Below are 15,401 nucleotides of genomic sequence, written 5' to 3' on the forward strand. Positions count from 1 at the left end.
CCTAGTTCTGATCAATGAATTGTTGTTCCGAGAGACACGATAAGCAACTATCGTGCCAACGATTACAAGACATGAAAAAAGCGCCCTCGGCGCATGGTTAACGTCTCAGTTTATGTCTCACTGTCTCACACTGTCGCTTTGCAACAATGAGGCTGAGCGTGTATACCCCAAACCTCTAGATTAAATTGAATAGTTTCATTTTCCTGTACATTGTTGCTCGGGAAATTCCCAGGGTTTGGGCTGCTTCAGTCACATTTCCACCGCTCTCTCGTAAAGCCTGTTCAACCAGAGAGCGGTGGATGCTTCTGCGTTTTTTGGCCGTATCCACGGACGGTGCATTTTCAAAGGGCCCGGCCAGACAAATGTGCCGCGGCTCAATCACATTGCCATCGCACAAGAACACAGCCCGTTGGAGAACATTTTTCAATTCTCGAATGTTCCCTGGCCAGGAATGTTCGGTCAGACGTTGCATCGCTTCAGGAGAAAGTCGGACGGAGATCTTCCCAATCTCTTTGGCAAATTGCCGTAGAAACGTATCCACGAGAAGTGGGATATCTTCGGAACGTTCCCGCAATGAGGGTAAGCGGATCCATAAAGCTGACAGACGATAGAATAAGTCTTTTCGGAATCGACCACTCTGCACTTCCTGGTCCAGGTTCTTGTGGGTAGCAGTGATCACCCGAACATCTACGTGAATGGGGCGCGTTCCACCAACGGGAACTACTCGCCTTTCCTCCAGCACGCGCAACAATAGACTTTGGCAATCGGTCGGCAAATCAGCGATTTCGTCCAGAAAAATGGTCCCTTTGTCTGCCAAAAGGAATTTCCCTCGTTGACCGTGCTTTTTTGCGCCCGTAAACGCCCCTTCCTCATAACCAAACAGCTCACTCGCCGCCAATTCTCGTTGGAGAGTCCCACAATTGACAGCTACAAAAGGACCGGAACGACGAGGTCCCGAAGCGTGGATCGCATGAGCAAAAAGCTCTTTCCCTGTGCCTGATTCCCCCGCCAGAAACACCGGAGCCAAAAGATTCGCCGCCTTGTGGGCAAGTCGTTTCGCCTCGAGTATGACAGGAGTTCTCCCTATTATAGAGTCCATCGTGTAATGGGTTGTCCAATCGACCGGGGACATCGCCTTGCTCTTCGAAGATGATTTTGCCGTAGATTTTCCGCCGGATGTTGGCATCATGAGACACAACACACCCAAATCCAGTCCCCATAATCGGTACGGAATCACCTTTAACAGCGTCCGTACATCCCCCTCCCCCAATCTAAATTCTTGTACGTATGTCCCATGATCTTGCCCGGTGAGCAATGCCGGAGGACCGTCCACAACGGGCAATGGTTCGCCCGAACGTATCCCTGCAGCCATCGCCTGGGCGTTTGCCCACGTCACATACAAGTGCCGGTTCAATAAAAACGCAGGCTTATCCAACTCTTGAACAAGGCCAAAAAAGGCGTCAGAAATCGCATTCTTGTGTAAATCTTGCCCGATTCGATTCGCAGCCCATTGAATGAGTGGAAGATTGTGAGTTTCATACCACTGACGTCGGCTTGTAATGTCGAGAACACCCAACAGGGTCCCCGTTAAAGGCTCGAAAATCGGAACCGCCAAACACGCCCATTCATGCCAACCTGCACAATAATGTTCCGCACCAATGACTCGAACAGGGTGTTTTTCGATGACAGCCGTCCCGACGGCGTTCGTGCCCGCTCCACTCTCGCTCCAATCGGCACCTTCAAAAAAGTGTCGATGTTTCACATGTTTCAGTAAGTCATCGTTATCAACCGTGACTTGCAGTAGCAGCCCCGTGTGGTCACTCAACGTGACCACCGCCTGATCGGAACCATGCTCCCGCTGAACGTACCTCATTATCGGTAACGCAACCTCGATCATTTCCCGGTAAAAGGACGAAATATGCTGAACTTCGGCGCGTTTCATGCGGATAGGGGCCGCATCTGTGCTGAAAGCGACCCCCATGCTTTTACACCTCTCCCAAGATGATTTAATCGGTTTACGCAGCTGTGGATCAAGAATGCCGTCTTTAACCCACGCTTCCCATCGATTCACTTGTTCACCCGTCTGCACAATTGACAATTGGTGATCTGAAAACGGTGTATTCACGGCGATCACCACCTCGGATTGTGACCTCTTAGGTGTTTAACTGTTTCGCCAGTTCTATAAAGAACTCAAGGGATTGGGGATTACTCATCGAATCAGGGTTGACGGCTCTCTCCAAAGAGTAACCCAACAGGATTTTGCGAATTGGAACTTCCATCTTTTTTCCATTCAGTGTTCGAGGCACTTCATCGATCACGTACACTTCGTCCGGCACGTGGCGGGGCGAAACCGTCTCCCGAATCCGCTTTCGAATGGCTGCTTTCAATTGATCCGTCATCACAACCCCCGGCTTTAACACAACAAACAAAGACAGAAACGAAGGTCGACCCAGTAGTTCCAAGTCTACCACCAAACTGTCAGCAATCTCGTCCAACCCTTCTACGGCTCGGTAAATCTCGCTTGTCCCCATCCGAACTCCATGACGGTTGATCGTGGAATCCGACCGTCCATAGATCACACAACTGCCGTCCGCATAGAATTTGATCCAATCCCCATGTCGCCATACACCCGGATACATTTCGAAGTAACTTTCCCGATACCGGCTCATCTCTGGATCATTCCAGAAGTATAAAGGCATGGAAGGCATGGGACGCGTGATCACCAGTTCTCCTACTTCACCGATGATTGGTTGACCGTTGTCGTCGTAGGCTTCCGCCTTCACGCCGAGCATGGGTCCCTGCATAAGACCTGCCTTGACGGGCAAGAGCGGACAGGGACCGACAAAGGGTGTACAGACGTCTGTCCCTCCACTCCCGGGAGCCAACCAAATGTCCTTTTTAACCTTTTGATACACCCATTCAAAACCGTCAATGGTCAGCGGCGACCCCGTCGATCCGATCGCCCGCAGCTTTGAAAGGTCGTGATCCTTACCCGGTTCAAGCCCCGCTTTCAGGCAGCTCTGAATATAGCCCGCGCTTGTTCCAAATGATGTCATCCCCGTCTTTTCCGCAAATTCCCACAATACATCGAGATTGGGATAGCCGGGATGACCATCGTAGAGAAGAATGGTGGCCCCAGATAAGAGGGCGCCCACGGTGAAATTCCACATCATCCATCCAGTAGTGGTAAACCAGAAAAAGCGATCCCCTGGCTGAACGTCAAAATGCAGTTGGTGGACTTTGAGGAGCTCCAAGACAATATTTCCGTGGCCGTGAACAATTCCCTTGGGGTGACCCGTTGTACCCGAAGAATACAACACCCACAACGGGTGTTCGAATTCTACAGGTTCAAAATGCAGTTCGGCCGGTGTCCGAACAATATCGTTCCACATCACCGCGTTCTCCACCCCGCCCCCGTCCAACCCAATGTAGGGCACGAACACCGTCTTGTCCAATGTGGGCAGAGATCGCTGCAGATCCTGTACTACTTCGGTTCGATCATAGACTTTTCCACCATACTGGTACCCATCCACCGCAAAGAGCACCTTTGGTTCGATCTGTTTGAAGCGATCCACTACCGTCACAGCACCGAAATCGGGAGAACAACTCGACCAGACAGCGCCGATGCTCGCAGCGGCCAAAAAAGCAATCACGGTCTCCGGGAGGTTCGGCATATAGGCCACCACTCGATCCCCCGGCCGGACGCCGTATTCCCGAAGATGAGCGGCCACCGAGGCCACGGACCGGGACAGTTCGTCCCAGCTCACGATGGTAAGGGGGCGATGCTCAGACTGGAATAACAAGGCCGGTCGATCGCCTGGCCTTCCCCGGAATACATGCTGAGCAAAGTTGACACGAGCGCCGGGGAACCACCGAACCCCAGGCATCTCATGGCCTTCCATCACCCGTGTATAGGGGGTCGGGCTCTGTATTTGAAAATACTCCCATATCGACGCCCAAAACGACTCGAGATCGTCCACAGACCAACGCCACAATGATAAAAAATCGGGAAATACTAAACCCTTTTCTCTCTCCAACCAATGCATATATTGTGACATTCCAGAGGTTTGTTTTAAATATGTAGACGGTTCCCATAAAATTTCCCCTTCTGAAATCATGAGAGAGCCTCCTTCACATGCATCCTTTTCGCTGGCGCGGAGATATGGGTTTGATAAACATTATAGACCAAAGGAGGCACCTCCTGCAGCAACACTCACTGCAGGAGGCTTGCTCCTCGATCACTTGTTTATTCACGGTTCAGGGGTTTCTTTAACCACTTTTCATAAAACGTATCGATATCCGGTTGGAAATCAAAGACTACCGGATAACCGGGTGGCACAGCTTCCACTTCAAGAAGCGTGCCGCATCCGGGGCAAATATACTCCCTTAGGTGCATCCACTCGGGGTCACATCCCAGCATATTCGGGTAGATCTCGTTAATCTTTTCCTCGGTGTCCCGGACGTAGACCAAGGCACGTAGTTTCCAATTCCGGCGATAATCACCGAACTCATGGCCGCAGTCACACTTGACAACCCGGCTCTTGTCCGGCTTTTCCACAATGTAGAGATGTTCTGCGTAAGGCAATAAAATCCGGTCGTCCCAAGGTACCGATTCTTGGGCAATGGCCAACATTTTAAAAAATCGATCGGAATCCTTATGGCTCGACTGCATTTCGTGAACCAAATGAAAAGGAAGTTCACCACGTTTGAGTTGCCGCAGAGTTTCCAGATCATATTGAGCCACAGCTTCATCTCTCCCCTCAATTCAGATCTACACACGTCATGACTGTCACCGATCAGAAAAGTTTCTTAGCCGTTGACCATCCGGAAATCATCAGGCAAATCCCAGAACTTCAAAAATTTCTCTCTCCACTCCGGGGATAAGTCCATCGAGCTCTGATACATTTCCAGAACCGGTTCAATAAAATCCCGGTGCAAGATGCGATCTCGTTCGCGCTCAAGAAATGCTTCGGCCGGTATGGCTCGAGCCAGGCGTTCCTTCCTCATCTGTTCCCTGCGGGCAGCCGTCTTTTCCAGATCAGCCTTCCATGTCCCATCGGCTGACTGTTCCGCAACAACCCCGTAAATCGACTCCGCATATCTCGGCAGGAGATACCCTTCGTTCAGATCCTTCTCCACCAAGTGCGGATCCCGTTCTAGAACGTCTCCGAGTCCTGGTCCGCCCCGATGGACAGACACGTAAATGTCATATTCACGAAAGATCTGGGGCCCGGCAGTGGCGTGTTTGTCAAACACGTTTTCCTCCGCACGGATCACCTCATCCACTTCCGAATGTTCCGGGTCACCATCTCGGGTCGGATAAGGCCGTTGATTTTGGATGATTTCCTTCATGTTCGTACCATGTAAACTGTGCCGATAGCCCGCGTTACCCGGATAACCTCCGAAAATGCCTGCGCTTCCAAAAACATGGCCGTCAGCAAGTCCATTGAACAAGGTCTGTTCATCGGTACGATACAGCATCCGCACACTTTCGATTCCGGCCCCTCCCCGATACTTTCCGGGACCAGGAGTCATCGGCTTCAAGCTCCTCCCGAGGTATAGAAGTGGTTCCAGTGATTCCCATGTCTCCGCCTCACCCATATCTCCTTCGGGGTTCCACATGGCGGCTGTGGAATCTTCTCCGTCCTTAAAGTACATCGCCCCGGTGCCTTCGGATGACATCTCGAAATTGGTAAACGCAGATTCGACACCATAATGATTCTTGCCGCCGCCCTGCAGGATATTACCTGTCAGTGGGAAACTCGCTGAGATTTCCTCAAGGTAACCCCGGGAGTAATAAGCACGGGCCAAGCTGCGAATCAACCCTGTAAAGGCCGGGATCAGGAAATGCCACGAAAGGGTGGTGGAGACTTTTTCATAATCTGGATTGCACCATGACCCATAAGGGAGCTTTAGCGACGTCGCCAGATAGGCTCCATCGTTGACCTTATCGTTCGGAATCAAGCTTTGTGTCATTTGAACCCATAAGGCACCCTGCATGGGTGACGGCGCACAGTTAAAGGAGTGATAACCCCATTTGTTCGCTCCTTCGTACGACATGTTAAAATCGCCGTCTGCGCCGATTTGTATCGTTAATGGCGCATGCATGAGCGTGTCTCTTCGAGCTTTGTGGGAGACAGTAGGATCGTCTTTCCACGGAACATCCGTAAATCTCGGCGACTCATAGATACCGGGGAACGTCACTTCCTTCACGCGTTCCTTAAAGCTTCGCCGTCCCTCTTCGATAACTTCACGAATAAAACGTTTATAGGTCTCGATGCCTTCTTCCTGAATTACCCGGTAAACTTGGTCACGAATCATGTGGCAACCAGCCAAGCGGGTGCGTTCATCCAAGACCCAGTACATCTCAGCACGCACCGAGTCGCTGACTTTTTTTAGATAGCTCTGGTAAAATTCATCATTTTCACCCGCTTTTTCGCAGGACAACAACAACCCATCGCCATATCGGTCTTCGTGTCCAAACGCCATCGACCCAGGTGTCACCGCACCCACATCGATCTCGTGGGTCACTCCACCCGCCCAGCCGATAATTTCTCCTTCCCAGAAAATCGGAATAATGGTGTGTACATCAGCAGTATGAACGTCTCCAATGATCGAATTATTATTGGAAAAAATATCACCTGATCGAATTCCCGGGCTGACTTCCCAATTGTTTCGAATCATGAATTTAATTGCGTCACTCATGGTGTGGACATGAACGATAATGCCCGTGGAGAGCGCAATCGAATCGCCTTCCGGTGTATATAACGCGAAACAAAGTTCGCCAATCTCTTTCACAATCGGAGACGCTGAGATGTTCAATGCTGTTTCTCGGGCATTGACGAGCCCACCTCGCAGCAGTGAGAAGATGCGCTCATATCGAATAGGATCCTCCTCGCGCAATGAAAGCCGATCCAGTCCTGCGTACCTTCCTGTTTCCTTAAACACGCGCTCCGACTCTTCGAGCATCTCCTTGAGTGTTTTTCCACCCCAACCGATTGCGACCTGTGGATGGACGGCTGTGGACGGCTTCAACCCTTCGCCCATAATCTTTTTCTCCTCCTTGTGTTTAACTTGAAATATCCCGGCACAGGGACTGTTAATGACTCACAGGTGGTTTCAAGTGAAAAATTCGATGGGTATCCAGTATCGCCTCGTAACCTGTCGGCACGACAAACGTGGTATTCGGCGATTCGATCACGGAAAATCCCTGAATTCGGTTCCCGGCTTTCAATTTCTCCATCTTGTACACATTGGCAGTTGTCCAAGCACCTTTGTAATATACGGGCCTCGTCTCGACATCGTCTGCCTCCGGCTGCTCCCTACTAACAGGTTCTTCAGGCAAACTCGGTTTTTCACTGGGGGCAACCCCAGTAATAATGGCCGTCGTAACCAGGTATCCCAGCTCCGGAGACCGGGCGGAACGAGAATACATTTTTGAATATGCTTCCTCAAACCGGTCGATAATCGTTTGCACCTGTTCTGAGCTTTCAATTCGTTCAAATGGGACTTGGATCTCAACGTCATTCAGTTGGCCCACATACTGGACCCGGACATGATGGCGAAATTCGATGTCCCGCTGGGCGATTCCACTTTTCGCAAATTCACCGATTACCCGTTCTTTCAGTTCGCTCCATGCTGTATTAATGGCGGAAGCAAATGCACCGAAATCGGCCTGAGCATGAGCGACGGCCACCTGCACCGTCTTATCCGCGCGGTATTCGAACTCGGCACACGCGCAACCGTAAGCCGAAAACCCGGCCGCCCAAGACGGGACGAGAATATCTTGAAAGTTTAATCCGGCCGTATAACCGGCCACATGCACAGGACCGCCTCCACCATAGGAAAGTAGCCGATAATTCTCTGGCGCGTAGCCTTTCCCAAGAACCCGGGAGATCACTTCATTACGCAGATGATCCTGAAAGAGGGAAACAATGCCTTCTGCCGCCGCATATACGTCCAAGCCAAGCGGAGCCGCGATTTGCTCTTGTATCGCCTCGTAAGCGCGTTGCCGGTCGAGTTTCACATCGCCACCCAGAAAATTATCGGCATTCAGATAACCAAGAACCACGTTGCAATCATTAATCGTCACCGTGGTTACGCCGCTGTCCGGATTCGAGACGCCAATGCGATAGCCGGCACTGTCGGGCCCGATCTCGATCCGTTTTGAACTCGGTGTGAGCCGTACAAAGGAACCGGTTCCCGCTCCCACGGAGTCGATTTCAACCAGTGGCAGCTTGAGAACAAATCGCGCCATATTGGGTTGCGTCCGAATCGCAAATTGACCTCCTGTGATGAGGGCTAAGTCAAAACTTGTGCCGCCGATATCCGAACACACGACGTTATCAAAGCCGAGTTGCTTAGATAAATACTGAGCTCCGACTACGCCGCCGATGGGACCCGACACCAAGGTCCGAGCCAGTTCTTTGGCCTCTGTAGAAATGGTGCCCCCGTGAGAGGCCATCACCCGAAGTTCAAACTTCGATCCAAGATCGCGTAGTTTCTGGGTAATTCGCTGAAACTGGCCTCGAGAGGGTTCCGCGGCGTAGGCTTCGACCAAGACCGTATTAAGTCTGGCAAAGTCTTGGGAAACGGGATAGAGTTCCGAAGACAGGAACAACGGCACATGGACGCCGAACTCTTCCATCACCTTTTGCGCAATCGCCTTGGCTTTTTCTTCATGCGCGGGATTGGCATAAGAGTGTAGGAAATTTATACATATACCTTGCACATTCTTTTGTAGAAGTTCCCGGATGGCTTGTTGAACTTCGTTCTCGTACAGGGGAATCTGCTCCGCACCAAAGATGTCGATCCGACCACGAATGCCATAAATCCGATCCCGAGGGACCAAGGGGGTATTATGGACGTGGGTCACAAGGTGCAGACGGTCCGAATAGGAATACCCCAGATAGGTCTGGATGCCGCGTTCGATGCGGAGATAATCTTCAAAACCCGCCGTAACAAGGAGACCCAATTTCAGTCCTTTACGCTCCAACAGGCGGTTCAGCATGGCCGTCCCGGAATAGATGCCCGAGACGAGGTGTGGAACCCCTTCTTCCAGGGGTACATTCCAATAATGGAGGGCATCTCTCAACGAATTGACAAATCCGACAGATTCGTCCTCAGGCGTCGACTGTGCCTTGCCGACCACAAATTCCCCCTTTTCATTGACCAATATGGTATCGGTCATGGTTCCGCCGGCATCGATGGCGAGAATTCTGGGTTTGGGCCCTGCTGCAACGGCCATACATTCCTTCCTCCAATCACGATTTTCTGTTTAAAGAAGGCGAACAATCTCCTGAATCTCTTTCGCCCTCTTCTGTTCAGATTGGAGAGAGCAATTCTCGTGCCAACAAGAGGCCCATTGGAGAAATCGCTGGATTCCCCGACATATTTGTTCTTCTCGATACATTGCATGTAACATTATCATGTAACAGGAGTGTCACAGATACCACTGTGACACTCCTGTTACATCTACGTCGACAAATTGTACTGTTTTGCCTTCCTGTAAACCGTCATCCGAGAAACCCCCAGCAACCGAGCAGCCCGGCTCACATTGCCGTCCGTCATTTTTAACGCGTGCTCAAGAACTTCCCGGTTTACAACCTTGCGATAATTGAATCGGGAAACGGGTGCGCTCTCATTGTTATCCTTTGTCAATCCAGTGGTGGTTCCATCGGCGGAATGCACAAGCTCAGGAGGTAGATCCTCAAGTCGAATCCGATGATCCTCCGCATTGAATACGGCCTGCGCGACAACGTTTTTTAATTGCCTGACGTTCCCCGGCCAACTGTGTCGCATGAGACAGTCCATGGCGGCGTCTTCGACAACCCATGGTATCCCCGTGTCGTCACATTTTAACAGGAAGTGACGCACGAGAAGAGGGATATCTTCTTTACGCTCTCGCAAAGGGGGAATGCGAAAACGCAACACATTGAGCCTGTAATATAAATCCGCCCGAAATCGCCCCCGCTGAATCTCTTCCTCTAGATCTCGGTTCGTTGCAGCGATAATCCGCACATCGATAGGTCGAGGTTCAGTGCCTCCAACAGGCACCACGGCCCGTTCCTCCAGCACCCGGAGAAGATAGACCTGGGCCTCTAACGGCAACTCGCCGATTTCGTCCAGAAAAATCGTTCCACCGTCCGCCGCGACGAATTTGCCGGGTCTCCCCTTGGCTGTCGCTCCAGTAAAGGCGCCCGGCTCGTAACCGAACAACTCACTGGCAAGAAGGTCTCGAGGAATCGCGCCACAATTCACAGCCACAAACGGTTCGCGACCTCGTGGGCCGGATTCATGAATGGAACGGGCGAAAATCTCTTTACCTACGCCCGTCTCCCCGACCAACAGTACGTTCATATCGGATCTGGCGGCCTTTCCCGCCTTTTCGATCAGGCGAATCATTTCATTATTTTGGGTAATTATAGTTGATATATGAAACGACGCGCTCGGCGACCGAGTCGAATTATTCGATACTTTTATGGGATAAAACACGATCAGACCACCGAGAAGCCGGTTAGCAACATGATAGGGATAAAGGGTCGCCACCCATGTTCCGGGTTTCAGCGAACGAAACGTCACGGGTGTAGGAGTATTCCAGTGCAGCGAATCGAGACTGGACGCATTGTCTTCTGTAAATAAATCTTGAATCGTACACCCAGCGCGAAGTCCGAGGACAGTTCTTGCCCGTTCATTTAGCCGAACCACCCTCAACTTTGTGTCAAATATGGCTAATGGCTGGTCCAATGCGTCAGATATCGCACGCCAGGTGGGGACGTCTCGAGTCATAAACGCACTGCTCAGATCCTGACGAATCCTGTCCACTTGATGGACAACCGCAGGCAAACTGTGAGCCTGCACACGGTCCATGGTACCGGATATATCTAGCACACCTAACAACTCGTCCGTTACAGGATCAAAAATCGGGGCTGCAGAACACACCCATGTATGCCATCCTTGACAAAAATGCTCGGCACCAAACACTTGAACCGGTTTTCTCTCAGCCACCGCAGTACCCACGGCATTCGTTCCCGCTCCCGATTCTGACCAGTCAGCACCTGGGTAAAAATGAAGCTTCTCCACCATGGACCAGCCCCTGGCTGTGGCTTTCCCTTCAAGAATAACGCCATTTGAATCCGACAACATGACCAATATGTCCTCGGCAGCCAATTGCTCATACAACTGATCCATATACGGTTCCACCAGACGCAAAAGCTCCAATTTTTCTTCCTTTTTTTGTTTCAGCGTGGCTTCAGTGAACACAACAGGAGCTTGCTGACGGAGTGGATCCACCCGTTTCGATAAACACCTTTTCCAGGATGAATTAATTTCCTGGCGAATCGTACTGACTTCTTCATGATTACACATCTTCTCCCATTGGTGATACAAGTCGTGCTTTCGAGACGTAAACTGGTGGATAGAAGAGATGGCAAAACTGTACTGCTGCATGTTGCCCCTCCTCCTGGTGAACGGGTACTCCTACAGCGAGTCCTTTACAACCAAACCCGTTATTCACTAACATTATAGACGATAAGTAAACCAGGGAATATAATCATTCTACTCCCAATAATACGCACATGTTAAGTATACTTCGCATTGAGCCTTTTTCGATGTCCCTTTTTCCCTTTTTCCCTTTTCCCCAGGTTGGGTTGTTCAGGCCATGCTGAACCACGGTCAGGTTCTTGGTTACCTGGCCCAGGAGCTCCGCCTTCTACGATCGCGTTCCGTTTAGGACACGCTGCGAACCAAGCTCCTCATGCGTTCTTGCCGCTTCTCCCGCACCCTTCCCAATGCCATCGCCAGGCCCAAATTGGCCGATTTGCTCTTGATTTTTACCAGTCGCGCCAGTTCCCGGTGGGCGGAATCCCGTTCCCGGCCGGCCGCAGCCTTCGTGGACCGACCCCGAACACCGCATTGCCCGAGCATTTCGTCGAAACGGTCCCAGTCCACGGCTCATTCCTCGTCGTCCACCCCAATCCTGTCCATTTCGGCCTTGATCTCATCGAAGCCGAAATTATCTCCAATCACGCGATCCAACGGAATATCCGCTGCATCGTCCTTGCGCTCTGCGGCCAGCCGGACCATTTCCTCGTCCATCACCTGCTCGACGACCTCTTTATACCGAAGCAGTTCCTCGAAGTATTCCGGATCCATAATGACCTCCTTGTCCACAGACTCGATCGGAATAATCTTCACGTCCGGCCCCGCGCCCTCGCTGAAGATCTGGTTTTGGAGCCTTTGCGAAACCATCATGTGCACGGTCTTCTAACCATGGCCACTCCCATTGTAGTTTTGCCCTAATACCAAGGATAGCTGCCTCAATAGCCTATCAGATGAACAGGCACCCAGCCCCGCACGCTGTTGATGAACCATATCCGTTGCGCCCGCACCAGATCATCCAGAGTTAGACACTCTTCGACAATCTCTCCCTGGTCCAGCAGCTCCGCCCGAAAGGTGCCCGGCAACAAACCGCTGGACACGGGCGGTGTGCATTTCCGACCGTCAACCTCCAAAACCACGTTGCCGTTGGTAAATTCCGTGATCTCCCTTTTCTCATTCCACAATAAGACATCGAGCACGTCGGGAAACGGTTCCCGGTGTTCTTCATAGAACGACCTGTGGGTCGTCTTGTGGAACAAAAAAGAATTCCCGCTGGAAACTGGTTTCTTAGCGACGGCCACCGGCAGGGGGGCGGCGATGGAGCCGTTCCCCTCCCTTCCGACTCCACCCCCACGAACCTTCCCCGGGCCGGCCGGCCGCACGGCAAACGTGGCCGGCCCCGCCGACAAAGCGGAGAGAGGAGTGCTCTCCACATGAATGGCGCCGTTCTGCCCCGATAACAGCCGCACCCGGCGAGTCTCGCCCGGGTGAAGCCGTGCATGGTGTTCCAGCGCCCGGACAATTTCACTTCGATCCACGAGCATGTCGAAATAGTCGGCTGACCGGAAGAGGCGGTCCAGATGCCGCTCCAACAGCACATACCTCCCGTTTTCCAGCCGCATCGTTTCCAACAACGCAAAATCTGCGGGCGGTTTAACGAGAAAAGCCGCTTTGGCCAAGGCCTCCTCGTATTCCTCTCTGCTGCCTGAATCCCATGTCACCCCGCCCCCGGCTCCGTAAACGGCCGTCCTGTTGTGTCCGTCGATGATCAGGGTCCGAATCGCCACATTAAAAACCGCCTCTCCTTGCGGATTCACAAAGCCGACGGTCCCGCAATAAGCCTCCCTCGGCTCCTCTTCCAGATCGGCGATGATCCGCATTGCACTCACCTTCGGAGTCCCTGTGACCGAACCGGAAGGAAACAGGGAAGCAAAAATCTCCGGAAGCCCAACACCGTCCCGCAAATCAGCGGTAATCGTCGAGGTCATCTGGAAGACGGTCCGATACCGTTCGATCTCGAAGAGACGGGACACCCGCACCGAACCGGTCCTGGCGATCCGTGCCAGGTCATTGCGCAACAGGTCAACAATCATCACATTTTCGGCCCGGTTCTTCTCCGAACCCGCCAGCCAGTCATGTTGACGTTCGTCCTCCTCCGGCCAACGTCCTCTCTTCGCCGTCCCCTTCATCGGCCGGGTGACGATTCGTCGATCTACAACCCGAAAGAACAGCTCCGGCGACATCGACAGGACGCGAAACCGCCCTAAGCATAGGCAGGCCGCGTAGGGCACTGGGTGTTTTTTCAGCAGTGTTTCGTACAGCATCCTCTCGTCACCTTCAAAAAACGCCCGCAGCCGCATCGTGAAATTGATCTGATATGTATCCCCTTCGGCGATCGCCCGACGGATGCGTCGGATCCGCTCGTCGTATGCCTCCCGAGCAAGAGAAAGTCTCCAGTTAGACAACTGAAAAGGTTCGCCCACGACACCCGACCGATCCGGTGCCGAAGGAGGTCTGTCGAACACCCCAAACCACACGAGGGGCAATTGATGTCCACCACGTACTTTCAGAGCCGGATCCAATCCGGAAGCCGCCTCGTAGGAAACCAATCCCGCAACCCAATGACCTTCCCGCACCGCCCGTTGCACTTTCCCGAGGGCCGGCAGGACCTCCTCGGGCCGGGCGGCCACAATCACCTCGGCCGGATCGGAAAAAAACAACCGCCGGCAACGGCCGCGGTCGTCGACAAAATCAAGCAACACATACGGTGATGACACATTTGGATTCATTTCCAATTTCTCGCCCTCCCCAGCCCCATTGTACCGGCAATGAAGGGTTCGCGTCCATCCATCAACAACGATAGTCTGCACTCCGCCGGATCGGACGGCTGGTTGGGAATGCCCCCGGATGGCTCAACAAAAAGCCGCAAAAAAGCCCTCCCGTCTGCCGGGGAGCTCGTCCGCGTCCACTGGGTCAAAACTCATCGTAGTAAATGTTCGAGCTCCGAAGGCCACCTTGGTAGAGGACCTTTAACGTCGTCTGAATCAACGCCGGCGGTCCGCACAGGTAAGCGTCCATCCCGTCAAATCGGCTAAAGTACCGGGCGAGGACATCGGCGATAAATCCCCGTTCTCCATTCCAGGGTTCATCAGGCCCTGGTTCGGAGAGCGCCGGGACAAAGTGAAACCCCGCCCGCTCCTCCTCCCATCGGCGCCACTGGTCCACCAGATAGAGATCCCGGGCCATTCGGGCGCCGTAGAAAAACCACACCTGCCGATCCACCGGCTCGCTGTACAATTCCTCCAACAAGCTTTTGATGGGCGCCATCCCGGATCCCCCGGCGACAAAAAGCAAGTCTTTGCTTCGATCCCGAAGCTGCATTTTGCCGTACGGTCCCGATCCCGTCACCCGATCCCCGGGACGCAGTGCGGTCATGTACCCGGATCCGCGACCGCCCGGGACCCTTCGGACGTGGAATTCCAACCCTTCTCCAGGCCGGTGGGGTGCCGCCACCGAATAAGCTCGGGTATCCTCGATCTCCGGAATCTCAAACTCGAAAAACTGCCCGGCGGCATAGGGGATATCCACAGGATTTTCCAAGCGCAGGCGGAGGCGATGGATATCCTGGGTCATCGCCTCATTTTCCACCACAACAGCAGAAAAATCATACACAGTGAACAAACGTACACCGGGCTCTTCATCTTCTTCCTCGATCTCCACCACCAAATCGCTTTCCGGCAGGGTACTGCAAAGCAAAACATAGCCCTGATCCCGTTCGAATCCCATCAAGGCAAACTCCGAAACCCGGTCCATTGACGTGTAATCCCCTTCCAGGACCTTGGCCTTGCAAGCCGAACAATTCCCGTGCCGGCACCCATAGGGAATATTCAACCCGGCCCTAATGGCGGCGTCCAGGAGAGTTTGCCCTTCTTTGCACGAGACCTCCCGTCCGCTCGGCTCAAACCGCAATTGGTACGTCGACACGCTCTCCTTGGTTGGCGCCATGGATCATCCCTCCATCT

At 52.8% G+C, this 15,401-nt stretch carries 10 protein-coding genes; all 10 read right to left on the minus strand.

Annotated elements, in window-relative coordinates; translation table 11 throughout:
* Nucleotides 1-175 precede the first annotated feature (175 nt).
* Entirely contained in the window at nucleotides 176-2,125 is a 1,950-nt protein-coding gene (locus CVV65_RS10550) for a sigma-54-dependent Fis family transcriptional regulator (protein ID WP_133121283.1), read from the minus strand.
* A gap of 28 nt (nucleotides 2,126-2,153) precedes the next feature.
* Nucleotides 2,154-4,118: an acetoacetate--CoA ligase gene (locus CVV65_RS10555; RefSeq protein ID WP_100668091.1), complete on the minus strand. Its 1,965-nt coding sequence runs from the start codon at nucleotides 4,116-4,118 to the stop codon at nucleotides 2,154-2,156.
* Nucleotides 4,119-4,246: 128 nt separating this feature from the next.
* Nucleotides 4,247-4,744, minus strand: coding sequence for an acetone carboxylase subunit gamma (locus CVV65_RS10560; protein ID WP_100668092.1), 498 nt, complete (start codon nucleotides 4,742-4,744; stop codon nucleotides 4,247-4,249).
* Nucleotides 4,745-4,809: 65 nt separating this feature from the next.
* On the minus strand, nucleotides 4,810-7,047 hold the full coding sequence (locus CVV65_RS10565; protein ID WP_100668093.1) for a hydantoinase B/oxoprolinase family protein: 2,238 nt from the start codon (nucleotides 7,045-7,047) through the stop codon (nucleotides 4,810-4,812).
* Nucleotides 7,048-7,099: 52 nt separating this feature from the next.
* A complete protein-coding gene (locus CVV65_RS10570) occupies nucleotides 7,100-9,247 on the minus strand; it encodes a hydantoinase/oxoprolinase family protein (protein ID WP_013075146.1) in 2,148 nt (715 codons plus the stop codon).
* A 227-nt stretch (nucleotides 9,248-9,474) separates the two neighbouring features.
* Nucleotides 9,475-11,448: a sigma-54-dependent Fis family transcriptional regulator gene (locus CVV65_RS10575; RefSeq protein WP_100668094.1), complete on the minus strand. Its 1,974-nt coding sequence runs from the start codon at nucleotides 11,446-11,448 to the stop codon at nucleotides 9,475-9,477.
* A 279-nt stretch (nucleotides 11,449-11,727) separates the two neighbouring features.
* A complete protein-coding gene (locus tag CVV65_RS10580; RefSeq protein WP_100668095.1) occupies nucleotides 11,728-11,949 on the minus strand; it encodes a hypothetical protein in 222 nt (73 codons plus the stop codon).
* 3 nt (nucleotides 11,950-11,952) lie between these two features.
* Nucleotides 11,953-12,252: a hypothetical protein gene (locus CVV65_RS10585; protein ID WP_100668096.1), complete on the minus strand. Its 300-nt coding sequence runs from the start codon at nucleotides 12,250-12,252 to the stop codon at nucleotides 11,953-11,955.
* Nucleotides 12,253-12,317: 65 nt separating this feature from the next.
* The gene (gene pabB / locus CVV65_RS10590) at nucleotides 12,318-14,168 is read right to left on the minus strand and encodes an aminodeoxychorismate synthase component I (RefSeq protein ID WP_232796781.1); all 1,851 of its coding nucleotides are present in this window, start codon (nucleotides 14,166-14,168) and stop codon (nucleotides 12,318-12,320) included.
* Nucleotides 14,169-14,352: 184 nt separating this feature from the next.
* The gene (locus CVV65_RS10595; RefSeq protein WP_100668098.1) at nucleotides 14,353-15,384 is read right to left on the minus strand and encodes an NADH:ubiquinone reductase (Na(+)-transporting) subunit F; all 1,032 of its coding nucleotides are present in this window, start codon (nucleotides 15,382-15,384) and stop codon (nucleotides 14,353-14,355) included.
* Nucleotides 15,385-15,401: the final 17 nt, after the last annotated feature.

The organism is Kyrpidia spormannii (assembly GCF_002804065.1).
Classification (GTDB): domain Bacteria; phylum Bacillota; class Bacilli; order Kyrpidiales; family Kyrpidiaceae; genus Kyrpidia; species Kyrpidia spormannii.